This window comes from Allotamlana fucoidanivorans (genome assembly GCF_006265225.1).
Lineage (GTDB): Bacteria > Bacteroidota > Bacteroidia > Flavobacteriales > Flavobacteriaceae > Allotamlana > Allotamlana fucoidanivorans.
On record NZ_VDCS01000008.1, the window covers coordinates 106,295 to 130,896 of the forward strand.

29 protein-coding genes are annotated in these 24,602 nt (G+C 34.4%); 15 read left to right on the forward strand and 14 right to left on the reverse strand.

Annotated elements, in window-relative coordinates:
• Positions 1–24 precede the first annotated feature (24 nt).
• Both FGF67_RS09365 and pckA read left to right on the forward strand, forming a co-directional pair.
• On the forward strand, positions 25–408 hold the full coding sequence (locus FGF67_RS09365) for a DUF423 domain-containing protein (protein ID WP_139697059.1): 384 nt from the start codon (positions 25–27) through the stop codon (positions 406–408).
• Between the two features lie 75 nt (positions 409–483).
• A complete protein-coding gene (pckA, locus tag FGF67_RS09370) occupies positions 484–2,100 on the forward strand; it encodes a phosphoenolpyruvate carboxykinase (ATP) (RefSeq protein WP_139697060.1) in 1,617 nt (538 codons plus the stop codon).
• Between the two features lie 69 nt (positions 2,101–2,169).
• On the opposite strand, the gene FGF67_RS09375 is transcribed toward pckA, so the two are convergent.
• Positions 2,170–2,922 carry a uroporphyrinogen-III synthase gene (locus FGF67_RS09375; RefSeq protein ID WP_139697062.1) on the reverse strand — a complete coding sequence of 251 codons (753 nt, stop codon included), beginning with the start codon at positions 2,920–2,922 and terminating at the stop codon, positions 2,170–2,172.
• A 20-nt stretch (positions 2,923–2,942) separates the two neighbouring features.
• Complete coding sequence (locus tag FGF67_RS09380; protein ID WP_139697065.1) at positions 2,943–3,590, reverse strand: DUF4271 domain-containing protein; 648 nt, start codon at positions 3,588–3,590, stop codon at positions 2,943–2,945.
• Positions 3,591–3,711: 121 nt separating this feature from the next.
• Here FGF67_RS09380 and FGF67_RS09385 point away from each other — a divergent pair, with 121 nt between their 5' ends.
• The 3 genes from FGF67_RS09385 to FGF67_RS09395 are packed head-to-tail and all read left to right on the forward strand — an operon-like array spanning position 3,712 to position 6,364.
• Positions 3,712–4,437, forward strand: coding sequence for a polyprenol monophosphomannose synthase (locus tag FGF67_RS09385; RefSeq protein WP_139697067.1), 726 nt, complete (start codon positions 3,712–3,714; stop codon positions 4,435–4,437).
• A gap of 11 nt (positions 4,438–4,448) precedes the next feature.
• A complete protein-coding gene (locus FGF67_RS09390; protein WP_139697069.1) occupies positions 4,449–5,795 on the forward strand; it encodes a dihydroorotase in 1,347 nt (448 codons plus the stop codon).
• Entirely contained in the window at positions 5,792–6,364 is a 573-nt protein-coding gene (locus FGF67_RS09395) for a DUF4296 domain-containing protein (protein ID WP_139697070.1), read from the forward strand. Before FGF67_RS09390 ends, FGF67_RS09395 begins: the two co-directional genes overlap by 4 nt.
• Here FGF67_RS09395 and FGF67_RS09400 read toward each other — a convergent pair.
• Positions 6,324–7,331 (reverse strand): NAD-dependent epimerase/dehydratase family protein, encoded by a 1,008-nt coding sequence (locus FGF67_RS09400; RefSeq protein WP_139697072.1) that lies wholly within the window; start codon positions 7,329–7,331, stop codon positions 6,324–6,326. The genes FGF67_RS09395 and FGF67_RS09400 overlap by 41 nt on opposite strands.
• 86 nt (positions 7,332–7,417) lie before the next feature.
• Here FGF67_RS09400 and tyrS point away from each other — a divergent pair, with 86 nt between their 5' ends.
• Entirely contained in the window at positions 7,418–8,713 is a 1,296-nt protein-coding gene (gene tyrS / locus FGF67_RS09405; protein WP_139697074.1) for a tyrosine--tRNA ligase, read from the forward strand.
• Between the two features lie 130 nt (positions 8,714–8,843).
• Here tyrS and FGF67_RS09410 read toward each other — a convergent pair whose 3' ends face one another.
• From FGF67_RS09410 to FGF67_RS09420, 3 genes are all read right to left on the reverse strand, one after another.
• On the reverse strand, positions 8,844–9,824 hold the full coding sequence (locus FGF67_RS09410; RefSeq protein ID WP_139697076.1) for a LuxE/PaaK family acyltransferase: 981 nt from the start codon (positions 9,822–9,824) through the stop codon (positions 8,844–8,846).
• An 81-nt stretch (positions 9,825–9,905) separates the two neighbouring features.
• A complete protein-coding gene (locus FGF67_RS09415) occupies positions 9,906–10,679 on the reverse strand; it encodes a T9SS type A sorting domain-containing protein (protein WP_139697078.1) in 774 nt (257 codons plus the stop codon).
• A gap of 199 nt (positions 10,680–10,878) precedes the next feature.
• On the reverse strand, positions 10,879–11,220 hold the full coding sequence (locus tag FGF67_RS09420) for a T9SS type A sorting domain-containing protein (RefSeq protein WP_139697080.1): 342 nt from the start codon (positions 11,218–11,220) through the stop codon (positions 10,879–10,881).
• Positions 11,221–11,413: 193 nt separating this feature from the next.
• On the opposite strand from FGF67_RS09420, the gene FGF67_RS09425 reads away from it, so the two are divergent.
• The gene (locus FGF67_RS09425; RefSeq protein ID WP_139697082.1) at positions 11,414–12,094 is read left to right on the forward strand and encodes a response regulator transcription factor; all 681 of its coding nucleotides are present in this window, start codon (positions 11,414–11,416) and stop codon (positions 12,092–12,094) included.
• On the forward strand, positions 12,094–13,137 hold the full coding sequence (locus FGF67_RS09430) for a sensor histidine kinase (RefSeq protein WP_139697084.1): 1,044 nt from the start codon (positions 12,094–12,096) through the stop codon (positions 13,135–13,137). Before FGF67_RS09425 ends, FGF67_RS09430 begins: the two co-directional genes overlap by 1 nt.
• On the opposite strand, the gene FGF67_RS09435 is transcribed toward FGF67_RS09430, so the two are convergent.
• Positions 13,120–14,166 carry a glycosyltransferase gene (locus FGF67_RS09435; protein WP_139697086.1) on the reverse strand — a complete coding sequence of 349 codons (1,047 nt, stop codon included), beginning with the start codon at positions 14,164–14,166 and terminating at the stop codon, positions 13,120–13,122. The genes FGF67_RS09430 and FGF67_RS09435 overlap by 18 nt on opposite strands.
• 178 nt (positions 14,167–14,344) lie before the next feature.
• On the opposite strand from FGF67_RS09435, the gene trmB reads away from it, so the two are divergent.
• The 6 genes from trmB (at position 14,345) to FGF67_RS09465 (ending at position 18,041) form a co-directional block, all read left to right on the forward strand.
• Positions 14,345–15,022 (forward strand): tRNA (guanosine(46)-N7)-methyltransferase TrmB, encoded by a 678-nt coding sequence (gene trmB, locus FGF67_RS09440; protein ID WP_139697088.1) that lies wholly within the window; start codon positions 14,345–14,347, stop codon positions 15,020–15,022.
• Positions 15,022–15,651: a LysE family translocator gene (locus FGF67_RS09445; protein WP_139697090.1), complete on the forward strand. Its 630-nt coding sequence runs from the start codon at positions 15,022–15,024 to the stop codon at positions 15,649–15,651. Before trmB ends, FGF67_RS09445 begins: the two co-directional genes overlap by 1 nt.
• A 9-nt stretch (positions 15,652–15,660) precedes the next feature.
• The gene (locus FGF67_RS09450; protein WP_139697091.1) at positions 15,661–15,990 is read left to right on the forward strand and encodes an MGMT family protein; all 330 of its coding nucleotides are present in this window, start codon (positions 15,661–15,663) and stop codon (positions 15,988–15,990) included.
• A gap of 135 nt (positions 15,991–16,125) precedes the next feature.
• The gene (locus FGF67_RS09455) at positions 16,126–17,262 is read left to right on the forward strand and encodes an Mrp/NBP35 family ATP-binding protein (protein WP_139697093.1); all 1,137 of its coding nucleotides are present in this window, start codon (positions 16,126–16,128) and stop codon (positions 17,260–17,262) included.
• A 3-nt stretch (positions 17,263–17,265) separates the two neighbouring features.
• Entirely contained in the window at positions 17,266–17,511 is a 246-nt protein-coding gene (locus FGF67_RS09460; protein WP_139697095.1) for a NifU family protein, read from the forward strand.
• Positions 17,512–17,711: 200 nt separating this feature from the next.
• The gene (locus FGF67_RS09465) at positions 17,712–18,041 is read left to right on the forward strand and encodes a 2Fe-2S iron-sulfur cluster-binding family protein (RefSeq protein ID WP_139697096.1); all 330 of its coding nucleotides are present in this window, start codon (positions 17,712–17,714) and stop codon (positions 18,039–18,041) included.
• 162 nt (positions 18,042–18,203) lie between these two features.
• Here the strand turns inward: FGF67_RS09465 and FGF67_RS09470 are convergent, their stop codons facing one another.
• From FGF67_RS09470 to dxs, 5 genes are all read right to left on the reverse strand, one after another.
• The gene (locus FGF67_RS09470) at positions 18,204–18,575 is read right to left on the reverse strand and encodes a nuclear transport factor 2 family protein (protein ID WP_139697099.1); all 372 of its coding nucleotides are present in this window, start codon (positions 18,573–18,575) and stop codon (positions 18,204–18,206) included.
• An 11-nt stretch (positions 18,576–18,586) separates the two neighbouring features.
• Complete coding sequence (locus tag FGF67_RS09475; RefSeq protein WP_139697101.1) at positions 18,587–19,330, reverse strand: SDR family NAD(P)-dependent oxidoreductase; 744 nt, start codon at positions 19,328–19,330, stop codon at positions 18,587–18,589.
• Positions 19,327–19,530 (reverse strand): tautomerase family protein, encoded by a 204-nt coding sequence (locus tag FGF67_RS09480; protein ID WP_139697103.1) that lies wholly within the window; start codon positions 19,528–19,530, stop codon positions 19,327–19,329. Before FGF67_RS09480 ends, FGF67_RS09475 begins: the two co-directional genes overlap by 4 nt.
• A 116-nt stretch (positions 19,531–19,646) precedes the next feature.
• Entirely contained in the window at positions 19,647–20,210 is a 564-nt protein-coding gene (locus FGF67_RS09485) for a Crp/Fnr family transcriptional regulator (RefSeq protein WP_139697106.1), read from the reverse strand.
• A gap of 61 nt (positions 20,211–20,271) precedes the next feature.
• A complete protein-coding gene (dxs, locus tag FGF67_RS09490; protein WP_139697108.1) occupies positions 20,272–22,029 on the reverse strand; it encodes a 1-deoxy-D-xylulose-5-phosphate synthase in 1,758 nt (585 codons plus the stop codon).
• A 39-nt stretch (positions 22,030–22,068) separates the two neighbouring features.
• Between dxs and FGF67_RS09495 the strand changes: the two genes are divergently transcribed.
• Complete coding sequence (locus tag FGF67_RS09495; RefSeq protein WP_139697110.1) at positions 22,069–22,518, forward strand: nucleoside deaminase; 450 nt, start codon at positions 22,069–22,071, stop codon at positions 22,516–22,518.
• Positions 22,519–22,537: 19 nt separating this feature from the next.
• Here FGF67_RS09495 and FGF67_RS09500 read toward each other — a convergent pair whose 3' ends face one another.
• Positions 22,538–22,774, reverse strand: a complete 237-nt coding sequence (locus FGF67_RS09500; RefSeq protein ID WP_139697112.1) for a hypothetical protein — start codon at positions 22,772–22,774, stop codon at positions 22,538–22,540.
• A 15-nt stretch (positions 22,775–22,789) separates the two neighbouring features.
• The gene (locus FGF67_RS09505) at positions 22,790–24,577 is read right to left on the reverse strand and encodes a chloride channel protein (protein WP_139697114.1); all 1,788 of its coding nucleotides are present in this window, start codon (positions 24,575–24,577) and stop codon (positions 22,790–22,792) included.
• Between the last annotated feature and the right edge of the window lie 25 nt (positions 24,578–24,602).

A 24,602-nucleotide genomic window follows, 5' to 3' on the forward strand; every position in this document is an offset into this window, starting at 1 on the left:
TTTATTAAGAATAATTTAATTTTAATGAGTAGAAATATTTTAACTTTAGGAGCAGTACTTGGAGGGCTTAGTATTATAATTGGTGCATTTGGTGCGCATAGTTTAAAAGAGTTAATCTCTTTAGAAGCACTACAAACATTTGAAACTGGTGTGAAATATCAAATGTATCATGCGCTTTTATTGTTGTTTGTTGGAGGGTCTGAAAGGCTGTCACAAAAAACTAAAAATTATGTAGGTTGTTTCGTTTTATTTGGCGTGTTGTTTTTTTCTGGTTCCATTTATGGACTTGCCACAAATGCATTAACTAATTTCAATTTTAAACGTATTGGTTTTATAACCCCAATTGGAGGTTTACTGTTCATTAGCGCTTGGGTGGTTTTAATTATGAATTTCGTAAAAAACAAGTAATAACTATCTTTTATAATACGAATTATTTAAAATAATTATCATAATTTTGCTGTATAACTATTAATTTTCTATTAAATGAGTAGCTTTAATCAATTTACGAAAACGATTTCGTTGGAGAAATATGGTATAACAAACGCTCAGGTCAATTATCAATTATCACCTGAAGCGCTTCATCATATTACGCTTGATAAAAACCAAGGTGTTGAGGCGTCATCTGGGGCATTAGCTGTAAGAACAGGTGAATTTACAGGAAGGTCGCCAAAAGATCGGTTTATTGTTAAAGATGAGGTTACCGAACATCTTGTTTGGTGGGGGAATATTAATATTCCGTTTTCTTCCGAAAAATTTGATGCATTGTATAATAAGGTGATAAGCTATTTGTCTGGAAAAGAAGTCTTTGTAAGAGATAGTTGTGCGTGTGCCGATGAAAATTATAAATTGAATATTCGGGTTATAAATGAGTATCCTTGGAGCAATCAATTTGCTTATAATATGTTTTTGCGTCCAACTGAAGAAGAACTAGAACATTTTGATCCAGAATGGCTAGTAGTTAATGCGCCAGGTTTTATGGCCAATCCCGATATTGATGGTACAAGACAACATAACTTTGCTATATTAAATTTCTCTAAGAAAATTGCTTTAATTGGAGGCACAGGTTATACGGGTGAAATAAAGAAAGGCATATTTTCTGCCCTTAATTTTATATTGCCTGTTTACAAGAAAACACTTCCTATGCATTGTAGTGCTAATGTGGGTAAAGGGGGAGATACGGCTATTTTTTTCGGGTTGTCTGGTACGGGAAAAACAACCCTTTCTACAGATCCTAATAGAAGTTTAATTGGTGACGATGAACATGGTTGGACCCAAGAAAATACCATCTTTAATTTTGAGGGTGGCTGTTATGCTAAGGTTATTAACTTATGTAGAGACAATGAACCAGAGATTTACGATGCTATAAAGAAAGGTGCTATACTTGAGAATGTAGTGTTAGATGAAGCGGGTCATGTAGATTTTACTAATACCTCTATTACGCAAAACACAAGAGTAAGTTATCCTATTAATCATATTGAAAATATTAAAGTTCCTTCGATAGGGAAAAATCCAAAAAATATTTTCTTTTTAACGGCCGATGCTTTTGGGGTGATTCCACCAATATCAAAATTAACACCAAGCCAAGCGGCTTATCATTTTATATCTGGCTATACGGCAAAAGTAGCAGGAACTGAAGCTGGTGTAGTAGAGCCAGTGCCTTCGTTTTCTGCCTGTTTTGGGGCGCCATTTATGCCGTTACACCCTTCAAAATATGCCGAAATGTTGAGTAATAAAATGATTGAAGCAGGGGTGAATGTTTGGTTGGTAAACACAGGATGGACTGGCGGACCTTATGGTGTTGGAACCAGAATGAAACTAAAATATACCCGAGCCATGATTAATGCGGTTTTAAATGGTGATTTAGGTTTATACAATTATGATGATTACCATATTCATTCGGTTTTTGGTGTGGCGCAACCTAGAACATGCCCTGGGGTGCCAACCAGTGTATTGAGTCCGAGACAAACTTGGAATGATGATGAAGCATATTACACGATGGCGTTCAAACTAACTAATGCTTTTAGAGAAAATTTTAAGAAGTTTGAAGCACATTGTAATGAGGAGATAAGACGAGGCGGGCCACAGCGCTATGCGTTTTAGAACGATAAAAAAAGAGGATGATATGTTTTTAATATATCATCCTCTTTTTTTATTTGAAAACGTTTTGAATTATTTTTTTCCTTTATTAACTTTTTCAATATATTTTTCAAGAGCCATAGTCATTGAAGGTGTTTCTGGAGTTGGGGCAGCAATATCTACACGCAATCCTTTTTCTTCAACGGCTTGAATTGTCGTGTTTCCAAAAACAGCTATTCTAGTATCATTTTGTTTAAAGTCTGGGAAGTTTTGAAATAACGATTCAATTCCAGACGGACTAAAAAATACTAAAACATCATAATATACATTAGCTAAATCAGATAGGTCACTTACCACCGTTTTATAAAATGTGGCTTGTTTCCAGTTTACCCCTAAAGCATTTAATGTTTCAGGAACCAATGGTTTTACCTTGTCTGTATTTGGTAATAAGAACTTTTCGTCCTTATATTTCTTAATTAATGGTGTAAGCTCAGGAAACGTTCTTTTTCCAACATAAATTTTACGTTTTCTGTAAACCACATATTTTTGCAAGTAGTAAGCCACAGCTTCACTTTGGCAAAAGTATTTCATGGTATCAGGAACCTTAAAACGCATTTCTTCAGCAACTCTAAAAAAATGATCAACAGCATTTCTACTAGTTAAAATAATTGCTGTATAATTATTTAGATCCACTTTTTGTTGTCTGATTTCTTTGGCAGGTACACCTTCAACGTGAATAAAAGGTCTGAAGTCAATTTTTACGCGTTGTTTTTCCTGTAAATCAAAGTAAGGCGAGTTCTCTATTTTAGGTTCTGGCTGAGATACTAAAATTGTTTTTACTTTCATAGATGGGTACGTAGTTTGTCTTAGTTGCTAATAAATACCTTATATAAAATAATATAGGGTGCAATTTCAAGAGCGCAAAGATACAAAATAAAATAGAACAAGTTGTGTTTTAAAAGACTTTGATTGCTTTTAAATGAACTAATTAGTCCCATAATATTAATTATAAACAGTAAGGTAACGATACCATAAATAAAACTTAATGTAGGCTGAAAAGAATAAATAAGTAAAGCATTGATAGGCAGAAGTATGATGCCCAAATAATTTTTAAAGGTGATTTTTTGAAAGAGGTATTGATCTGTAAGTTTATCAATTTCAAAAAGGCTGCCTATTAGACGTTCTACAAGTACTTTTATTAAAATAAACACGCTTGCCCCAACAGCAAGCTTAAACATGTCATTTATTGGAATCTTGTTGGTTTCATTGGAAAATCTATAAATAATAAAGCAAAATATAGATAATGAAATGATAAGGTTTGAAAAAAGGAGTGCATCAAATTTGTCGAAAAATTTCTGTTCTCTTGAATAAATCTTTAAATATTTATCATTTCCTAAAACAAGAATAAAATCATAAAACCGCTTAGGAGCCATTATTTTAGCAATAGCAACAATCATCAAACAGATGATTAATAACACGGTAAACAACTCATTTGAAACTATTTGACGTAGCATGGGGTAAAATTATTATAAATTTTAATTTTGGCTTATATTATTAGCAAATATTTAAAAAAAATACAGGCTTATTGATGTACATTTGCTAAATAAAAATACGAGGTTTCAGTACCATATGAATATGTCCAATACGGTTGTTATTATACCTACATATAATGAGATTGAAAACATAGAAGCCATTATTAGAGCTGTTTTACTACAGTCTAACCAATTGCATGTTCTTGTTGTAGATGATAACTCTCCCGATCTCACGGCGTTAAAAGTAAAAGAACTGCAAAAAGAATTTTTAGACAGACTATTTCTTGAAGTCCGACGAGAAAAATCAGGCTTAGGTACAGCTTATATTCACGGGTTTAAGTGGAGCTTAAGTAGAGGCTATAAATATATTTTTGAAATGGATGCCGATTTTTCGCATAACCCCAATGATATTATGCGATTATATGAAGCTTGTGCGGTTGATGGAGCAGATCTATCTATTGGTTCCAGATATATAACGGGTGTTAATGTGGTTAATTGGCCAATGAGTAGGGTACTTATGTCCTATTTAGCATCAAAATATGTACGCTTAATTACAGGAATGAAAATAAATGATACTACAGCTGGTTTTGTATGCTACAAACGCGAAGTGCTGGAAGCTATAGATTTAGATAACATTAAGTTTATTGGTTACGCCTTTCAAATTGAAATGAAATTTAAAGCGTATTTAAAACAGTTTAATATTGTTGAAGTTCCTGTTATTTTTACAGATAGGACTAAAGGGGAGTCTAAACTGAGTTCTGGGATTATTTCAGAAGCTATTTTTGGGGTCATATCCATGAAATTAAAAAGTTTATTGCAGAAGTCATAAGTGTATTAACTATGAGAAATAAAATAACACTAATAAAAAATGCCAAAATTGTAAATGAAGGTACAATAATGAGTGGCGATATTTTAATTGAAGGCGAGTATATTAAACAAGTTGAAGCATCCATAAGTCCAAAATCAGCAGATGTTTTACTTATAGATGCCGAAGGAAAATACGTGTTGCCAGGGGTTATTGATGATCAGGTTCATTTTAGAGAGCCAGGTTTAACACATAAGGCTAATATTGAAACAGAATCTAGAGCGGCAATAGCAGGAGGCATCACATCTTTTGTTGAAATGCCCAATACAAATCCGCAAACCACTACTGTAGAGAAATTAGAAGAGAAGTTTGATATTGCGGCAAAAACATCGTATGCTAATTATTCGTTCATGTTTGGAGGCACTAATGATAACTTAGAGGAAATATTAAAGTTAGATAAAAATCAGGTTGCTGGGTTAAAACTATTTTTAGGTTCTTCAACAGGAAATATGTTGGTTGATGACCCTGAAGTTCTTGAAAAAATATTTAAGAGTACAGATATGGTTATCTCTGTACATTGTGAAGATGAGGGGACAATAAAAAGAAACTTTAAGAAATATCATGATGAATTTGGTGATGATATTCCTGTTGATTGTCATCCATTAATTAGAAGTGAGGAAGCTTGTTATTTGTCTTCTTCTAAAGCTATTGAACTTGCAAAAAAAACAGGAGCCAGATTGCATATTTTTCATTTGTCAACAGGTAAAGAGACACAATTATTTACGAATAAAATTCCTTTAAAGGATAAAAAAATCACAGCTGAGGTTTGTGTGCATCATTTATGGTTTTCAGATGAAGATTATAAAACAAAAGGGACGCATATTAAGTGGAATCCTGCCGTTAAAACAGCTGCAGACAGAGATGCTTTATGGAAAGCCTTATTAGATGGCAGAATTGATGTTATTGCAACAGACCATGCGCCGCATACTAAGGCTGAAAAAGATAATGTTTATACTAAAGCGCCTTCAGGAGGGCCTTTGGTGCAACATGCCTTACAAGCCATGTTAGAGATGTATCATAAAGGAAAAATATCACTTGAAAAGGTGGTAGAGAAAATGTGCCATAATCCAGCTATTTTGTTTCAAATTGAGAGACGCGGGTATATTAGAGAAGGATATTATGCCGATTTGGTTTTAGTTGATTTGAATAATCCAATTACAGTTCAAAAAGAAAATATCCTCTATAAATGTGGTTGGTCGCCTTTTGAAGGTTCTACATTCAAGTCTAGAATCACAGATACGTTTTTAAATGGTACATTGGTATATCAAAATGGTAAATTTAAAGAGGTAAAGGCTGCTAAAAGATTAACTTTTAACAGATGATAAGACGATTTAGTATTGGTTTTGTAGTAGGATGTGTTTTTCTGGGGTGTAATGAATATAAAGGTCCAGAAAAACCTGAGGATTTAATTCCTAAGGATAAAATGGTTAATATATTAATTGATGCCAAGTTGTTAACCACCGCAAATACCAAGAACAAAAGGATTATGCGAGAAAACAATCTTGATATTAATTCTTATGTTTTTAAAAAGCATGGTATTGATAGTTTGCAGTTTGCAAAAAGTAACAGCTATTATGCCTATCATATGGACCTCTATGAAGAGATTTTTAAAATTATTGTTGATAGTTTAGAACGCCTCAATATAAAACTTAAAGATCAAGAAGCTTTAGAGTGGAAGGAACAAACAAAAAGAGAAGAGGATTCTTTAAGAGCTATTAGAATTGAAAAAGACATTGACACCCTTTTGATAGGCTTTAAACAATTAGATTCTTTAACAATGTTAAGAAAAAGAGATTCTATTAGAAAAATTCTGATTGAAAAAGAATCAGAAAAACAAGATACCTTATTAATTACTCCTGTTTCAGATAGTGTTGCCCTACCTGAGAAATAGTGCTGTCAATAGGTTTAAAATTATAATCAAGGGCTTTTATAACTTTTTCGCTGCTAAAGTTTTTTTCTGATGATATAGCGTGTGTTAATTGTTTGGTTAAAACCCTGCTTTTGCCAGTAAGCTTTTGCTTGAGCCAATCCAGTCTCCATGCTATATTTAAAAGACGTTTTGAAGCTAATGCTTTTGGTGGTTTTGCATTTACTGAGTGAGCTAAAGCACATAGAAAATCTTTATATGTCCAGTTTTCAGCTACTAAAATAAAACGCTCTTTGTGGATGTCGCTTTCCATTAGTTTTATCATGATGGCAACCACATCTTCAACCGCAACCAAGGCTACGGTTCCAGAGGAGAAATATTTTAATCCGCGGTGAGCGCGTTTGAACAAACTTCCCGATCCGTATTGCCATATACCAGCCCCTAAAATAACACCAGGATTTACCATAACAGCATTTAAACCTTCTTGAGTGGCACGCCAAACCTCCATTTCTGCACCATATTTTGTAATCGCATAAACGGTATTCTCTGCCTCAGGATTCCAAAAAGTGGATTCTGTTATAGGTGCATTATTTAACATTCTTCCCAGCGTGGCAACAGAACTTGCATAGCATAGTTTTGTCACTTGGTGTGCCATAGCTAGGTTTACAATATTAGCGGTCCCTTCAATATTTATCTTTCTTAAGAGGTGGTATTTGTCAGGCTCAAAAGACACAAAGGCTGCACAATGATATACATGCGTGACATTTTTAAATGCGGCATCTAGGGCTGAGATATCAAGAATGTCGGCCATAACCCATTCAATGGTATTAAAAAGAGCCTCACTGTTTTTAGTATAGCCAGCAAAAACCTGTTTCGTTTTGGTTAGTTTTTTTTCATTTCTGTAAATAGCCCTTACTTTTTTATGAGTGCTAACCAGTCTATATAATAAATGAGCTCCTACTAAGCCTGTACCTCCTGTAACTAAAATCATGGAACTAAATTAAAGAATTATTCATTATTGCTGCCAAATTCTAAGCGTATTTTTATCTTTGCCTTGGTTTTAAAAATTGAGATAAAATGATAAAGAATTTTGTAGAGGAATTAACTTGGAGAGGTATGATACAAGACAGTATGCCAGGAACTGAAGAACACCTAATGGAAGCCATGCGATTGGCTTATGTTGGGATTGATCCAACGGCTGATTCCTTACATATTGGGCATTTGGTTGGTGTTATGGGATTGAAACATTTTCAGTTAGCAGGACATAAACCTGTGGCTTTAGTAGGAGGTGCTACTGGTATGATAGGTGATCCTTCAGGTAAATCGGCCGAGCGAAATTTACTCAATGAAGAAACTTTAAAACATAACCAAAATGCCATTAAAGAACAGTTGTCACGATTTTTAGATTTTGATAGTGATGCTGATAATGCGGCCCTAATGGTAAATAATTATGACTGGATGAAAACTTTCTCGTTTCTTGATTTTATTAGAGATGTGGGTAAGCATATTACGGTTAATTATATGATGGCCAAAGATTCTGTTAAAAAAAGACTGTCATCAGAGTCTTCTGTAGGGATGAGCTTTACTGAGTTTACCTATCAATTGGTTCAGGGTTATGACTTTTTGCATTTATATCGAGAAAAACAATGTACCTTACAAATGGGAGGAAGTGATCAATGGGGAAATATTACTACAGGTACAGAGTTGATAAGACGGGTTGATTCTGGTAAAGGCTATGCCTTAACCTGGCCGTTAATCACAAAAGCTGATGGTACTAAATTTGGTAAAACCGAAGGTGGTAATATTTGGCTTGACGCCGAAAGAACATCGCCCTATAAATTCTATCAATACTGGTTAAATACTAGTGATATTGATGCTGAAAAATATGTCAAAATATTCACATTCTTATCAAAAGAAGTGATTACATCGATTATAGAGCAACATCAAGAAGCGCCACATTTACGAGTGTTGCAGAAACGTTTGGCCGAAGAAATTACGGTAATGGTACATTCTCAAGAAGATTTAGATAATGCCATAAAAGCAAGTAATATTCTTTTTGGAAAATCAACAAGTGACGACTTGAAGGCACTCAATGAAAAGACTTTTTTAGATGTGTTTGAAGGTGTGCCACAAGCGCAAGTTGCAAGTGTCGAAATAGAATCAGGATTAGATATTGTAGGGGCTTTAGCAGAAAAAGGGGGCTTTTTAAAATCAAATGGAGAGGCTAGACGCGCTTTAAAAGAAAACTCTATATCCGTCAATAAAGAAAAAGTAAAAGAAGATTACCAGATTACCCCCAATGATTTAATCAATGGAAAATTTGTGTTATTGCAACGCGGTAAGAAGAATTATTTTGTTCTTCAAATTGTATAAAAATAGAGCCAGACTTTAAGAAGAATCGTCTAGCTCTATTTAGCTAACCAACTAATAATTAATTTTTCTTTTACTTAACACCTCTTTAGTCGGGAGGGTTTATAGGTGCTTACAATTATTTTAAATTTTTTTAAAAAACCATAAGATTACAGCCTCTAATGTCTGAGTTGTCAAAGCGGCCAATCACTTCAAATAGTCCATTTTTATAGGATTTTCCTAAGTCTTGAGTGGCAATAAATGAACATGAATTAATATTGGCAAGATCAATAATATTTAAGCCGCCTGTTGTGTTTGTGTCTTGTATAGAGAGCGCGTCTTCAGGATCTCGAGTTAAAACGTTCATCCACGGGGGGCATTCAAAAAGACCTTCACCTTTTGAATAAGCCTGACTCAAAAGCTCTGTCATACCATATTCACTATGTATGTGATTTACGCCAAATTCTGTTTTTAAAATATGATGTAGCTCTGTTCTAATGAGCTCTTTTCTTCGGCCTTTCATACCGCCTGTTTCCATGATAATGGTATGGTTCAAATTAAAGCTATGAGCCTCAACCAAATCTAATAAAGCAAAAGAAACGCCTATGAGTAATGTTTTTTTGCCTTTAGCATCTAGTTTTACCAAGGTGTCTTTCAATGTAGACAGATTGTTGAGGTAAAACCCGCTTTCATCGTGTTTTGATGTTTTTATCATGGTGTCTACCATGTAAATTAATGAAGAACCTTGGCGTTCCAAATAGGAAGGTAAAAGGCCTAAAATGACATAATCTTCAATGTTTCCGTAAAAGTGTTTAAATCCTTTGGTAAAACTCTTTATGTACAGATTTAAATCGGTTACATGATGCTTACTGGTGTTATCTCCTGTGGTTCCAGAACTTGTAAAGGTAGTTTGTATTTGGTTTTTTGAACTGACTATGGTTTTTGTTTTAAAAAACTCAATAGGGAGAAAAGGAATGTCTTTAATGGAATTAACATCACTAGGATGTATATAAAGTAAATCACAGAATGCACGATACACTTTGTTGTTTTGAAATTGAAACTTAAAGATTTGTAATGCTAAATCTTCAAATTCTTGTTCATTGCTAATATTAAATATTGAGGCTGTGTCAATCATAGATTTATGAAAGCTACAAAAATATGTAAAATAAAAAAGTGTTGCTATGGCAACGCTTTTTTATTAGTTTTAAAATTAAGGTTATTTTGTAACCAGTTTTTTTGTTATAGTTGCCCCGTTTTGATGAATTTGAGCTAAGTAAACACCTGCTTTTAGAGATGATACGTTTAAAGTATTTTGGGCGATTTCTGTATTTATTATTTGGTTTCCCAGCATGTCAAAAATTAAGACATCAATTTTGGTATTATTGTTACTTGATATGTTAAAGTATCCCAAAGAAGTTGGGTTAGGAAAAATAGAAAATTTATGTTTTTGAGTATTTTTTATTGTTAAGGTGTTATTATCAATCACTGAAAGGTCGTCCCAATATACAACTGCCGATCCATAAGTTCTAACTTCGAATCGTAAACCATTAACTCCAAATGATGGAGCAGTAACGGTGGTCATGTATTGTTGCCATGAAGCATTACTGGGTAAATAACTATTATTCGGTCCGTGTAAAGCATCATCGGTAGTAGCATCCATTACTGTGCTTAAGCCATTTAGCCAATAACTCCAAATTCTTGCGTCAGTACCATCTCCAGACTCAACGTAATACCAAAAAGATATTGTATACGATTCTCCTGGTATTATTAGTAAGTTTTGGGTTAAATCCGATGTTCCTGCGGCTTCAACTTTAGCAGAAAAGGTACCGCTATGTACTATACCTGATTCTTGACTTATATGTTCATATTTATCCCAATTAAGCGGGCTATGATCTCCCCAAATCTCTAAACCACCATTAATCAAAATTTCTTCTTGAGAAAAATTTAAAAAAGTCGATAACACAAAAAATAAAAAGCAAGTTTTTTTCATGTAGTTTTAAATTTAATTCACTCTATCTAAAGATAAAGAATTTTTTTGAATAAAGCAAAAAAACACACATGTAAATAGTTGGTTTTCAAGGCATAGTGCTTTGTGCTCTTTTTGTTTTAGGTGGAAGTATGGATGAAATAAATGTACTGAAAGTACCTTTAATGTAAGCTTTTATAAAAAGTAAAAAAAATCTAATGCATTAATGAATAACTAACTTACGGGTTTCACTAACATTGTTTTCCGTGATTTTTAAAAGATATACCCCAGTTTTTAAATTAGAGATGTTCAATTCTTTAGAGATGATGTTTGTGATTAAAATGCGTTTCCCAATCACATTAAAAATTTCTATTGTCTTTGGAGCGTTTAGTTTTGATGAGATATTGATATAATTATGATATCTATTGGCTGGATTTGGATAAATAGAAAGTCCTTCAATTCTTTGATCAAAACTTTCACTAGGCTTGTTTTCTTGAGCGTATGTGCAAGGTATTGAAAATAAAATTGTTATAATAAATAAAAAGAAAACGTAGTTTTTTTTCATTCGCTTTATTTAGTGTTATAAAGTTAAAGAATTAATGCAAAAGTGATGCCAAAAAATGTGTTAAAGGTTCGTTCCTTTGGTCGAAAGATTAAATTGGTGTAAGAGCTTTGTTATCTTAATGTTATTAATTTTGTAATTTTAATGAAATTATGTTAATAGTTTTATATTTGACTTAGACAAACAACCTTATAAAATGAAGAAAAAAGATATCAAGATTTTATTAGTTGATGATGAACCTGATATTTTAGAAATTGTTGGGTATAACCTATCTAATGAAGGGTATCAAGTTTTTACTGCCGAGAACGGACACGAGGGGGTAAAGAAAGCAAAAAAGGAACAACCGCATTTAATTATATTAGATGTTATGATGCCTGAAATGGATGGTATTGAGGCCTGTGAACTCATTAGAAAAAACCCAGATCTCAATAATACCATAGTTACTTTTTTAACGGCAAGAGGAGAAGATTATTCTCAGGTAGCCGGTTTTGATGCAGGAGCAGATGATTATATTACTAAACCTGTTAAACCTAAGGTCTTAGTAAGTAAGGTTCAAGCATTATTAAGACGCTTTAAAGAAGAAGATGTGTCTGATACTGTAAAAGTGGGTAACCTTGTTATTAATAGAGATGAATATAAAATAACATCAAAAGGCAAAGAAATTATTCTGCCCAGAAAAGAGTTTGAATTATTGTCTTTGTTGGCGTCTAAGCCAGGAAAAGTGTTTAAACGTGACGAGATACTTGATACAGTTTGGGGCAATGAAGTGGTTGTTGGAGGTAGAACTATTGATGTTCATATAAGAAAACTAAGAGAGAAACTGGGGGATGATAGCTTTAAAACAATCAAAGGCGTTGGGTATAAGTTTGTAGATTAATGCAGACCAAATTTAAGAAGTCATACAAATTTGCGATTAGAACCGCAGCTTATATAACCTTATATATAACACTCATAATGGGTGTTTTTTTATATGCGGTGTATGAATTAGAATGGTTGTATATAATACTTTTTGGGTTATGTGTGTTTCTTTTTTCTTTTCTTACCATTCAAATTAGTGTTGAACGGTTTATTTACAAACGTGTTAAGAAGATTTATGATGATTTAACCTTACTTGAATCAGCAAGCTTAAGTGATGGTCCTATTACCACCAATATGAAAACCTTAACCGAAGAAATAGATAAGTTTGCTAGAGATAAAAAGATTGAAATAGAAACCCTTAAGGTTCGAGAACAATACCGAAAAGAATTTCTTGGAAATGTATCTCATGAACTAAAAACACCACTTTTTACAGTTCAAGGGTATATTTTAACTCTGCTTGACGGTGCTATGAATGACAAAGATATTAGAGAGAAATATCTTTTAAGAGCTAGTAAAGGTATTGAACGTTTGGGGTATATAGTTAATGATCTGGATATGATTACCAAACTCGAAGTAGGTGATTTGAGTTTAGATATTCAAGAATTTGATATCGTTGAATTGATAAAGAGTGTGTTTGAAATGTTTGAGATAAAAGCCCAAAAAAAACGCATTACGTTAACTTTTGACAGGGTATATTCAAAGCCTATCATGGTTCGGGCAGACAAGGAACGTATACAGCAGGTTTTATCAAATTTAATTGTTAACTCTTTGAAGTACGGTAGCCAAAAAGGTACCACTGAGGTAAGTATAGAAAACCTCATAAAGAATAAAGTTATTATTAGAGTTACCGATAACGGAGAGGGTATCGCTGCGGTACATGTGCCAAGGCTATTTGAAAGGTTTTATAGGGTTGATAAAAGCGGTTCTAGAAAAGAAGGCGGATCTGGCCTTGGGCTTTCTATCGTAAAGCACATTATTGAGGCACATCACGAAAAGATTTATGTGGAAAGTGAGTATGGTGTGGGTAGTGAATTTTCTTTTACCTTAGAAAAGGTTGAATAATTCCTTAAAATTAGTTGTTTCTTTAGGCATAGTTAAACCTTTGTAAAGCGGTACATCAATTAATTTTTTTACAGTAAACTCATCTTGGGAGCAGCTAGGTACAATGTTTAGCTCTGTAAATCGTTTTGCTAAATATTCTTGTTCAAACTGCCCAGGAGTTGGGATAAAAAATGCCTGTTTCTCTAATTTAGCCAAATCCATAACAGTGGTATACCCCGATCTGCACAAAACGCCTGCACTTGTATTCATGGTTTTTTCAAGTTCTTCAGAAGTCATAAAGTTGTAAAGGGTTATTTTATCTCTTACTTCAACATGCTGCTCTTTTTCCATCAAACCTCTTACAACAATGATAGATCCGTGGTATGATTTTAGTTCCATTAATAATTTCTCTTCTAATAAGGTGCGCTGTGGTTCAGGTCCAGATAGAAGTACCAATAAGTTAGTTGTTATTTTTGTCTTACTCTTGTTAAACCTACTTAACGGACCAATGTATTTAACGGGAATATCGATTTGTTTAGATCTACTTAATTTCCCACTTAAGTTGTTGACGTTATCAAAATCAGGTACCCAGCAGGCGTCAAATTTTTTAATGAAGCTTAAGTGCATTTTGGTGCTTAACCATGAGGTGCTACCGCTTAAAACATTAAGCTGATGTGTAATAAATATAGAAGGAACGTTTTTATGTCGAACACCGAGTCTATTGTCTGAAATAATACCCGAAATTTCATTAAGCTCTAAAATTCTTTTAATAGCCTTTTTTTCTTCTTTTATAGCATTGATAATTTTGGGAGAATCTTTTAGTAATTTCAGTTTAAATAATTTTCCGTTTTTTGCATAGGTGATGTTATAGGAGGGTAATTCAATAGAAGACAGATTAGGAAATTCTTTACGCAGTAATTGTAATGCACTGCCATCACTAGCAATGATAGGAACAAAACCTTCACTAATTAGCGCTTTGACAATAGGAATACATCTTGTGGCATGCCCAAGTCCCCAATTTAAAGGAGCCACTAAAATTCGCTTTTTCATATTAACTGTTTTAACCTATCTGTTCTATCCTTAGATGGCTTTGTGCAAGTTATGCTATCAATTGCTCCATCACCAGAAGTAAGTTTTAATCAAAATCAAAGATAAGCATAGAGTAACTCTCGTATATTTCCGTAATTTTACCAAAAATATGATAATAATAAGAAATAGTTAATAGACCTTGGGAAGCAAGAATAAACTTAGGCGATTTAAAGAAAACGAAACGTTTAAAAACGTGATTCAACCAACACGAGACATGTTGGTACATTCAAACTTTAAATTGAAAGGAAAGTGGCGCGAAACTTTTTTTAAAAATGAAAACCCTTTGGTTTTAGAATTAGGTTGTGGAAAGGGAGAGTATACGGTGGCACTAGCAAAAAAGTACCCAAATAAAAACTTTATTGGCATTGATATAAAAGGCGCTCGATTTTGGCGCGGTGCAAAAACGGCTGTTGAGAAGCAAATAGAAAACGTAGCCTTTTTAAGAACCCAGATTGAACTTATTGATTATGCGTTTGGAGACCAGGAAGTTGATGAGATTTGGATAACTTTTCCTGATCCTCAAATAAAATATAAACGTACTAAGCACCGTATGACGAATGCTCAATTTTTAGAGCGGTATAAAAAAATTTTAAAACCAGAAGGCTTTATTAACCTTAAAACGGATAGTGAATTTATGCACGGTTACACACTTGGGTTGTTGCACGGTGCTGGGCATGAGGTGGTTTATGCAAATCATGATGTTTACAAACAGGAAGGTAGCCCAGAAGAAGTAACAAGTATTCAAACGTTTTATGAATCTCAATATTTAGAGCAAAATAAAGCTATAACATACATTAAGTTTAAAATTAAGCCGTAGTGGATATCACCTTTATCTTTTTACTCGGCTTATTTTTTGCTTTTATAGGGGTGATTCCACCTGGGTTGCTTAATATGACGGCTGCTAAAATTAGTTTAAAAGAAGGTCATGTACGGGGTATTATGTTTTCCATTGGGGCATGTGTTATTGTAGCTGCCCAAACCTATATAGCAGCTATTTTTGCAAGATATCTTAGTAAGCACCCCGAGGTCATTGATGTGCTTCGGCGTGTGGCTGTTGTCATTTTTATTTTAATAACGGTTTATTTTCTTTTTATTGCTAAATCTAAAGCCCAGCCTCAGGTAGAGCCTAAAACAAAGAGTAAGCACAGTCGGTTTTTTCAAGGGGTTTTTATGTCAGCACTTAATGTGTTTCCTATACCTTATCAAGCTTATATGACCATTACCTTGGCTTCCTTTGGATGGATGACCTTTGAAGGGATAAGTATATTTTCTTATGTGTCTGGAGCGGTTACAGGTACATTTGTAATGTTATACATGTATATTTTCTTTTTTGATAAAATAAAGAGCAAATCACTAACCTCTCAGAAAAATATGAATCTCATCATTGGCAGTATAACAGGTGTGATATCTATTGTCACAATAATAAGTATTATAAAAGAATTTTAATACGTTTTCATGAAAGCTGAAACGCTAAATTTCTTTGAAAGAGTCTATGAAGTAGCTAAACAAATTCCGTACGGAAGAGTCACGAGTTATGGCGCAATTGCTAAGTATCTGGGAGCCGCCAGGAGTGCTAGAATGGTAGGGTATGCTATGAATGGCTCAGTAGGAAAAGAGGTCCCAGCTCATCGAGTGGTTAATCGTAAGGGGCTGCTAACGGGGAAACATCATTTTGATGGTACAAATTTAATGCAGCAGTTATTAGAGAGTGAAGGTATTGAGATTCTTAATCATCAAATACAAAATTTTGAAGCCGTTTTTTGGGATCCTAGCATAGAATTGTAGTTGGTTTTTATCCTTTTAAAATGACACAGGGTAAATAAGTTACGGCTAATTAAAACATTAGAAAAACTTATTGGAAGTAGTTTTTCCCTTAAAGGGATATTAATTATCTTTGTTGTTTAGAATTAATCTGAATAAATGAAGCTGAATAAAAAAGACATTTTAAAAGCACTTGAAAGCATTACTGTGCCTGGAGAAGGACAGAATATGGTTGAAAGTGGTGCTGTAAAAAACATCGTTACTTTTGGTGATGAGGTAATTGTAGATATTACTATAAAAAATCCAAGTTTACAGGCAAAAAAACGTACGGAGGTTGATATTTTAAAAACCATTCATGAGCAGGTTTACGAAAAGGCCAAAATAAAAGTAAACGTTACGGTTGATGCACCTCAAAACCCAAAGCCCAATGTTATAAAAGGAAAACCAATTCCAGGTATTAAAAATATTATAGCGGTAGCTTCAGGAAAAGGAGGTGTTGGTAAGTCTACTGTCACAGCCAATTTAGCGGTTAGTTTATCTAAAATGGGCTTTAAAGTGGGGGTTTTAGATGCCGATATTTACGGGCCATCCATTCCAATTATGTTTGATGTGGTTGCCGAAAAACCGTTGGCTGTTACTGTTGAAGGCAAATCTAAAATGAAACCCATAGAAAACTATGGTGTTAAAGTGTTATCTATTGGTTTCTTTACAAAGCCTAATCAGGCGGTAGTTTGGCGTGGACCCATGGCTGCCAAGGCATTAAATCAAATGATTTTTGATGCCCATTGGGGTGCATTAGATTTCTTATTACTTGATTTACCTCCAGGAACAGGTGATATTCATTTGAGTATTATGCAATCCTTACCCATTACAGGTGCGGTTGTGGTAAGTACACCACAAAATGTAGCCTTGGCTGATGCCAAAAAAGGTGTGGCTATGTTCCAACAGGATAGTATCAGCGTGCCAGTATTAGGAATTATTGAAAACATGGCGTATTTCACGCCAGAGGAGTTGCCAGATAATAAATACTATATTTTTGGACAAGAAGGCGCAAAAAATCTGGCTTTAGATTTAAACGTACCATTCTTAGGAGAAATTCCATTAGTACAAAGTATTAGAGAGGCTGGTGATTTTGGGCGTCCGGCGGCATTACAAACAGGTACACCTTTAGAATCTGCTTTTGAAGTTTTAACACAAAATGTTGTTGAAGAAACCGTAAAGCGAAATGATGATTTGCCCCCAACAGAGGCTATAAAAATAACAACTATGGCAGGATGTGCTGCGGTTAAAAAATAAGCTATGAGTTCAGAAGAAATTAAAAATAATGTCATGAAGGCTTTAGATGAAATTCGTCCGTTTTTACAAAGTGATGGGGGCGATATTTCGCTTTTGGCTATTGAAGATAATGATACTTTGGTCAAAGTACAACTAAAAGGAGCTTGTGTAGGTTGCAGTGTGAATCAAATGACGCTAAAATCAGGGGTAGAAATGACCATTAAAAAGTATGCACCTCAAATTGAGCAAGTCGTTAATATTGAGGCGTAAACCCGTTATTAAGTGTAAAAGTTTTAATCAAAAGGACATTCCATTGAGAAAGGGAATCTAAAAAATATATTATTTTGATGATTTCACATTTTTGGTCAGTATCTCTAAATTTCACAAATCAATTTTATTAAATAATAGACAGTTAGGTTAAATTTGTGGCACGAATGATGACACACTTTACTAAGGTCTAAAAAATAGTAATGGAAGACGTAAATATTAAAATCACAGACAGAGACGGAGTAACCCATGAGATTGTAGCTCCTACAGATATGGCTATGAATCTTATGGAAGTAGTAAGATCATATGAACTGGCGCCAGAAGGCACCATAGGTGTATGTGGAGGTATGGCCATGTGTGCGTCATGTCAGTGTTATGTTATTAGCGATACGAAACTCCCAGAAATGAGTGATGACGAAGAAGCTATGCTATCAGAAGCTTTTGATGTAAAAGATAACAGCCGATTAGGGTGTCAAATTCAAATCACGCCAGAAATGGAAGGGCTTGAGGTAGAACTTGCCCCTGAAAGTTAGAAGACTATTTTCTACCTGATTATCCTTTCATTGTGTATTATTTAATGCATGATTTATCTATAATTGAGTCCGTTTTCAATACGTTTTCAGTATAAAAATAACAAAATAGCGGAATGAAATCTGGTTTCAATCCGCTATCTCTAATTGTTTTTTTAGGTTTTCCTAATGATTAACATGCGTGAAAATTTTGCTCACTATTTTCCAGTGGCCATCAATTTTTGTGAGTGATAAATAATCATAGTAATTAAAACCCAACATAGGTACATGTAGTTTAACCATGGCTATGTTACCTAAAATTTCTATTCCTAAAATTTTCATTTGAAAAGATTCATTTAATTCATTGGGACTTTGCCTGTTTTCTACACCTTTGAGGTATTCCTTACTGTTTTTTGAATATTCTGTACCATTAATATCTCCAAAAATTAAGGTGTCTTTTTGAAAGCAAGACGCAAGTTGGGAAATATTTCCGTGATATATACCTTCAAAGTAATTTGAAATTAACTTTTCGATGTCTTTTATATGGGTGTTAAACATAATTTTATTTTTTAAATAGCATGGCCAATGGTGTGCCCACCTGCCACATTAATAGTTTCTCCTGTTACAAAATTTGATGTGGCTAAATAATATGCGGCTTCAGCAACCTCTTTCGGTTCTCCAATTCGGTTTAACAGATGTAAACCAGAAAGACTATCGGCATCTTCAATTCCTATTTTAGCTTGTAACGGACTTCTAATTATACCAGGAGCAATGGTGTTGACTCTGATATTGTTTTTTCCAAATTCTGCGGCTAATTGTCTTGTTAATGTATGAATTGCACCTTTACTTGTTAACGGTGCTGTAGCAGGAAATCCAGCAATGGCGTGATCAACCAGAACAGTACCAATGTTAATAATAGATCCATTGTTTTGTTTCAACATTTCAGGAATTACTACTTGAGAGGTGAAAAATGTTCCTTTTAGGTTTACGTTCCAATATTGGTTCAAATCATCTTCTTCCACATCTAAAAATGGCTTTGGAGAAAACACACCCGCATTGTTTATTAAAACATCAATGGTCTCAAATTCTTTTAAGGCAAGATCTCTTAGTGCCAGACCTGTTTCTTTTTTACTAATATCTCCAGCTAAATAAATGACGTTTGAAGGTTTGCCTAAATCATCATACGCTTTTTTTAAGTTTTCTTCGTTTGATGAATTCATTACAACCTGATATTCATGTGAAGCAAAATATCGGGTCATTTCTTTTCCAATTCCTGTCGATGCCCCAGTGATAATTACGGTTTTGTATGTCATTTTACTTGATTTTTGGTTCCTGAATACTGTTGTCCATTTACGCCCCAATTTGACGCTGGAACTTCATCAATTACTACATGCGTTGTTTGTGGGTTTTTGTTGAGAATGTTAACCATTAGTTGTGTTGCTCCAGCAATTAATTGGCGTTTTTGTTCTGGTGTTACCTGTTCATCTGTAACTTTAATGTTAATGTATGGCATAATTTTTAAGTTAAAATATTGTCATACAAAGTTGAAGAGAAGTGAGTAGTTTGAAAAGGAGTTATGTCACAGTTTTAATGTGAGGTATGTCACATAACTAGCTCAAGAGTGAAGTTTTATGCTTTTAATCTGCTTAAGGTTTCTCTAGAAACACCTAAATAAGCGGCAATCATTTTTTTAGGAACACGCTGAAAGAGTTTTGGGTACTGCTCCAGAAGCAGATTATAGTTTTCTTTAGTTGAATTTTTCAATAAACATAAAATTCTATTTTGAAGTGCAATTCTGCCCATTTTGCTTTTTTTAGCCCAAAACCGTTCCATTTTATGCATTTGAGAGGTAAGTTTGTCTCTATTTTCAAACGATATGTATAGGAGTTCACAATCTTCTATACAATCTATAGAAATCTTTGACTTTGTTTGTTTTACAAAAGATTCATAATCTGTAATCCACCAATGTTCCATGGCAAATTGCAGGATGTGTTCTTTTCCCAAATAATCAACAAAGTAGCTTTTAATACATCCATTAATAATCCAATATTCTTTATTTACAATGTCTCCTTCCTGAACAAGGTATTGGTGTTTGCGTTTTTTTATAGCCGTAAAATGACTCAAAATAAAGTCGAATTCTTCATCAGTCAGACTAATAATTTCTTCAATATGTCTTCTTAATGGATGTGTCATTTTATGTTATTCAATGATTGATATAAAAATAGAAAAGTGATTTTAAACAGGAATTATCTATTTATAAAAAACTTGAAATGTAAGCTGTTAAACTTTGAGCGTCTAATCCAATACGTTTATGAAGTTCAGAAACCTTACCGTGTTCTATAAAATGGTCAGGAATACCAAGTGTTTTAATAGAGGAAGTATAGTTGTTTGATGCCGCAAATTCCAGTATGGCACTTCCAAATCCACCTTTAATGCTATTATCTTCAATGGTAATGATGGTTTTATGTGTTTTAAATACCGTATGCAAAAGGGGTTCATCTAATGGTTTTACAAAGCGCATATCAATATGTGAAACATCAAGATTACTTATGGCTCCAGTAACATGTTGCGCCATATTCCCTATACTTAATACAGCAAGGTTAGTTCCTTTTTTTAAGAAAGCAGCTGTACCTATTTCAATGCTTTCAAAGGGACGTTTCCAATCTATCGTCACACCACGCCCTCTAGGATATCGTATGGCAATAGGTTGGTTCAAACCAAGCTGAGCCGTAAACATAATGTTGCGTAATTCTATTTCATTTCGAGGAGCAAAAATGATTAGGTTTGGAATACTTCGCAGGTAACTTAAATCGAAAGTGCCATGGTGTGTAGCTCCATCTTCACCTACTAAACCCGCTCTGTCTAAACAAAAAATAACGGGAAGCTTTTGAAGTGCCACATCGTGAATCACTTGATCATAAGCGCGTTGCATGAAGGTAGAATAAATGTTGCAAAAGGGTATTAAACCTTGTGCTGCCATGCCAGCAGCAAGCGTCACTGCGTGCTGTTCTGCAATGCCAACATCAAAGGCACGTTGTGGTATTTCAGTCATCATAAATTTTAAGGAACTACCTGTAGGCATGGCGGGCGTGATACCAACAATACGTGCGTTTTTTTTGGCAAGCTCAACAATGGTTTTACCAAACACATCTTGATATTTTGGCGCTTGTTCCAGCGTTGAAGTTTCAAATAAATCCCCTGTTTTAGCATTAAATTTCCCTGGAGCATGATATTTTACCTGATCTTTTTCAGCTTGTTTTAAACCTTTGCCTTTGGTAGTAATGACATGTAAAAATTTAGGGCCTTTAATGTCTTTTAGTCGCTCCAATTCACTGATGACAGCACGTAAATCATGACCATCAATAGGACCAAAATAGTTGAAATTTAAGGCTTCAAAAATATTATCTTGCTTTTGGGTGCCTTTTTTTACGTTTGTTAGGTACATTTTTAAGGCGCCAACACTAGGGTCAATTCCAATAGCATTATCGTTTAATATAACTAAAAGATTAGCATCGGTTACGCCAGCATGATTTAAACCTTCAAACGCCATACCACCAGCAATGCTGGCATCTCCAATAACAGCTATGTGGTGCTGGTTAAAGTCGCCTTTCAGTTTTGAGGCGATGGCCATGCCTAAAGCCGCTGAAATTGAAGTAGAAGCATGGCCAACTCCAAAGGCATCATACACGCTTTCCTCTCGGTTTGGAAACCCACAAATACCATCTAATTGTCGGTTAGTATGAAAAATAGCTTTTCTCCCCGTTAGAATTTTATGACCGTAAGCTTGATGGCCTACATCCCAAATGAGTTGGTCTTTGGGGGTGTTAAACACGTAGTGTAATGCAATAGTGAGTTCAACAACCCCAAGGCTTGCTCCTAAATGCCCTTCTTTAGTGGCCACAATATTAATGATGAACGCTCTTAGTTCTTGAGCGAGTTTTGGAAGTTCATCAGGTTTTAAATGACGAAGATCTTCGGGTGAACTAATTTGGTCTAGGAGACTTTTTTCCATGTGACAAAAATACGAGAATGAAATTGTATTTTTGTTACTATGATAGAACCTTTTGATGATACTTATTTTATGAAAAAAGCGCTTCAGGAAGCTGAAGTGGCTTTTGAAAAGGGCGAAATTCCCGTTGGCGCTGTTATTGTGGTTGATAATAAGGTGATTGCCAGAGGGCATAACTTAACAGAAATGTTGTGTGATGTTACGGCACATGCCGAAATGCAAGCCATTACAGCCGCTGCTAATTTTTTAGGAGGTAAATATTTAAAAAATTGCACTTTATATGTCACGCTAGAACCCTGCCAGATGTGTGCTGGTGCTTTATATTGGAGTCAAATTTCCAGAATTGTTTATGGTGCAAGAGATGCAGAACGCGGTTGTATTAATCTGAATACAAAGTTGCATCCTAAAACGGCGATTGAAGGAGGTGTTTTAGCAGATGAAGCAGCTAGTTTAATGAAACGATTTTTTATTTTAAAACGGAATTTAAATTAGCCATAATCTTTTGTGGCATTTAATAGTTATTCTTGCGCTGGTTTTCACGCATTTTATCTAAGTTTTCCTTAGTAATCATATAATCTTTTACGTTTTTTCCTTTCCAGCGATAATAGGAAAATAATGGAAAAACTACCAAAAATAAGCCTGCTACACCATAACCAATAAGTTTTTCGGTATAGACTACGTTAAGGGTGAATCCTAGAATGATACTGGTAATCGCTGCTAAGGCGAGTATGGCTATAACGTATTTCATGACATTGATAAAAAACTATTGAGTGAAATTAATAAGTTGTTGTCTGTATGCGGTTAGTAATTTAGATTTTGAAATATAACCGTAATATTTTCCTTCCTTAATAACGGGCAAATTCCAAGCGCCACTCGTTTTAAAGCGTTCCATAATATCATTCATAGAGTCTTCATCATAATTAATGGTACCATGATCGGCATGCATTAGTGATGACGCTTTAACTTTGTCATATAAATTAGCGTCAAACATCATATGGCGCATATCATCAAGCCTAATAACGCCCAAAAATTCATGGTTGTCATTCACTACAGGGAAATGATTTCTGGACGACTTTGCTACGGCATTTTTCAAAATATATCCCAGTGTCATATCGGGTTTTAAAATCACAAAATTGTTCTCAATAACCTTATCAATGTCAAGCACCATAAGGACATTCTGGTCTTTGTCATGTGTCATGAGCTCGCCACGCTCCGCTAGTTTAAGGGTGTAAATGGAATGAGACACGTAGTATTTTGTCATAGAGAATGATATAGCAGAAACAATCATTAAGGGCACAAATAGTTCATAACCACCTGTAATTTCTGCAATGAGGAAAATGGCGGTTAAAGGAGCGTGGAGTACACCAGCCATAAGACCAGTCATACCAATAAGCGTGAAATTTGATTCTGAAACATGAAAATCTAGTCCCAAGTTATTTATCACTTTGGCAAAGCCATTACCAATGGCACTACCCATAACTAGCGTAGGAATGAAAACTCCTCCAACGCCGCCAGCCCCAAAAGTAGTAGTCATAGCTATGGCTTTAAAGGCAGCAATACCAAATAGCAATCCTATAACAATCCAAATATTATTCAAATCAAAATTAAAAGGTGTTTTACCAATAGCCGCCAAATGATCGCCCTTTAGTAAGTTGTTCATTATACCATAACCTTCACCATAAAGCGGCGGTATACAATAAAGCATAGATCCTATGGCTACACCACCAATTAATAAGCGGAATGCTCTACTGTCATACTGTTTGAAGTAATTAGAAATAGAAAAAAAGACTTTTGAAAAATAGACAGAAGCTAAAGCCGTTACAATACCCAGTACAGCATAAAACCCAATGTCTTTAACCATAAATTTGTCTGTTAGTTCAAACCGTAAAAGAACATCTGTGCCAAGAAATAAATAGGATGTTACCACAGCAGAAACTGAAGCGAGTAATAACGGAACCAATGAGGCAAACGCTATATCTAAACTAAAAATTTCAACAGCAAATACAATAGCGGCAATAGGTGCTTTAAACATAGAGGCCATGGCACCAGCAGCAGCACAACCAATAAGTAGCATTCGGGTTTTGGCATTCATATGAAAAAGACGCGCTGCATTTGATCCTAAAGCGGCACCCACACTTACGGCGGGACCTTGAAGACCTACAGATCCTCCAAATCCAGCGGTTAAGGGTGCTGTGATTAAGCCTGCATAAATATTATATCTAGGGATGATTCCATTTAGTTTTGAAATAGCATATAAGGTTGACGATATACCATGACCAATATGTTTTTTAAGCCAAGTTTGTTTGATAATATAAACCAATAACAAACCAATTATGGGTAATACAAAATACAAGGTACTTTGGTAGTCGTGAAAAATATATAAGCCAAAAAAGTAACGAATATAATGTGTTAAGTTTTTAAGCGTAACGGTACCCATTCCAGCCAAAAAACCAACTAATATGCTTAGTATATAAACAAATTGACGTTCTGAAATATGTTTGTATTTCCAGATTAAAAACTTTCTTAAAAGACTTTTACCTGTAGTGGGCATAGTATAAAATTACTAAAAAATCCTG

Coding starts and splice junctions, on each gene's coding strand:
- FGF67_RS09365 (WP_139697059.1), top strand. CDS start 25: ATGAGTAGAAATATTTTAACTTTAGGAGCAGTACTTGGAGGGCTTAGT.
- pckA (WP_139697060.1), top strand. CDS start 484: ATGAGTAGCTTTAATCAATTTACGAAAACGATTTCGTTGGAGAAATAT.
- FGF67_RS09375 (WP_139697062.1), bottom strand. CDS start 2,922: ATGAAAGTAAAAACAATTTTAGTATCTCAGCCAGAACCTAAAATAGAG.
- FGF67_RS09380 (WP_139697065.1), bottom strand. CDS start 3,590: ATGCTACGTCAAATAGTTTCAAATGAGTTGTTTACCGTGTTATTAATC.
- FGF67_RS09385 (WP_139697067.1), top strand. CDS start 3,712: ATGTCCAATACGGTTGTTATTATACCTACATATAATGAGATTGAAAAC.
- FGF67_RS09390 (WP_139697069.1), top strand. CDS start 4,449: ATGAGAAATAAAATAACACTAATAAAAAATGCCAAAATTGTAAATGAA.
- FGF67_RS09395 (WP_139697070.1), top strand. CDS start 5,792: ATGATAAGACGATTTAGTATTGGTTTTGTAGTAGGATGTGTTTTTCTG.
- FGF67_RS09400 (WP_139697072.1), bottom strand. CDS start 7,331: ATGATTTTAGTTACAGGAGGTACAGGCTTAGTAGGAGCTCATTTATTA.
- tyrS (WP_139697074.1), top strand. CDS start 7,418: ATGATAAAGAATTTTGTAGAGGAATTAACTTGGAGAGGTATGATACAA.
- FGF67_RS09410 (WP_139697076.1), bottom strand. CDS start 9,824: ATGATTGACACAGCCTCAATATTTAATATTAGCAATGAACAAGAATTT.
- FGF67_RS09415 (WP_139697078.1), bottom strand. CDS start 10,679: ATGAAAAAAACTTGCTTTTTATTTTTTGTGTTATCGACTTTTTTAAAT.
- FGF67_RS09420 (WP_139697080.1), bottom strand. CDS start 11,220: ATGAAAAAAAACTACGTTTTCTTTTTATTTATTATAACAATTTTATTT.
- FGF67_RS09425 (WP_139697082.1), top strand. CDS start 11,414: ATGAAGAAAAAAGATATCAAGATTTTATTAGTTGATGATGAACCTGAT.
- FGF67_RS09430 (WP_139697084.1), top strand. CDS start 12,094: ATGCAGACCAAATTTAAGAAGTCATACAAATTTGCGATTAGAACCGCA.
- FGF67_RS09435 (WP_139697086.1), bottom strand. CDS start 14,166: ATGAAAAAGCGAATTTTAGTGGCTCCTTTAAATTGGGGACTTGGGCAT.
- FGF67_RS09450 (WP_139697091.1), top strand. CDS start 15,661: ATGAAAGCTGAAACGCTAAATTTCTTTGAAAGAGTCTATGAAGTAGCT.
- FGF67_RS09455 (WP_139697093.1), top strand. CDS start 16,126: ATGAAGCTGAATAAAAAAGACATTTTAAAAGCACTTGAAAGCATTACT.
- FGF67_RS09460 (WP_139697095.1), top strand. CDS start 17,266: ATGAGTTCAGAAGAAATTAAAAATAATGTCATGAAGGCTTTAGATGAA.
- FGF67_RS09465 (WP_139697096.1), top strand. CDS start 17,712: ATGGAAGACGTAAATATTAAAATCACAGACAGAGACGGAGTAACCCAT.
- FGF67_RS09470 (WP_139697099.1), bottom strand. CDS start 18,575: ATGTTTAACACCCATATAAAAGACATCGAAAAGTTAATTTCAAATTAC.
- FGF67_RS09475 (WP_139697101.1), bottom strand. CDS start 19,330: ATGACATACAAAACCGTAATTATCACTGGGGCATCGACAGGAATTGGA.
- FGF67_RS09480 (WP_139697103.1), bottom strand. CDS start 19,530: ATGCCATACATTAACATTAAAGTTACAGATGAACAGGTAACACCAGAA.
- FGF67_RS09485 (WP_139697106.1), bottom strand. CDS start 20,210: ATGACACATCCATTAAGAAGACATATTGAAGAAATTATTAGTCTGACT.
- dxs (WP_139697108.1), bottom strand. CDS start 22,029: ATGGAAAAAAGTCTCCTAGACCAAATTAGTTCACCCGAAGATCTTCGT.
- FGF67_RS09495 (WP_139697110.1), top strand. CDS start 22,069: ATGATAGAACCTTTTGATGATACTTATTTTATGAAAAAAGCGCTTCAG.
- FGF67_RS09500 (WP_139697112.1), bottom strand. CDS start 22,774: ATGAAATACGTTATAGCCATACTCGCCTTAGCAGCGATTACCAGTATC.
- FGF67_RS09505 (WP_139697114.1), bottom strand. CDS start 24,577: ATGCCCACTACAGGTAAAAGTCTTTTAAGAAAGTTTTTAATCTGGAAA.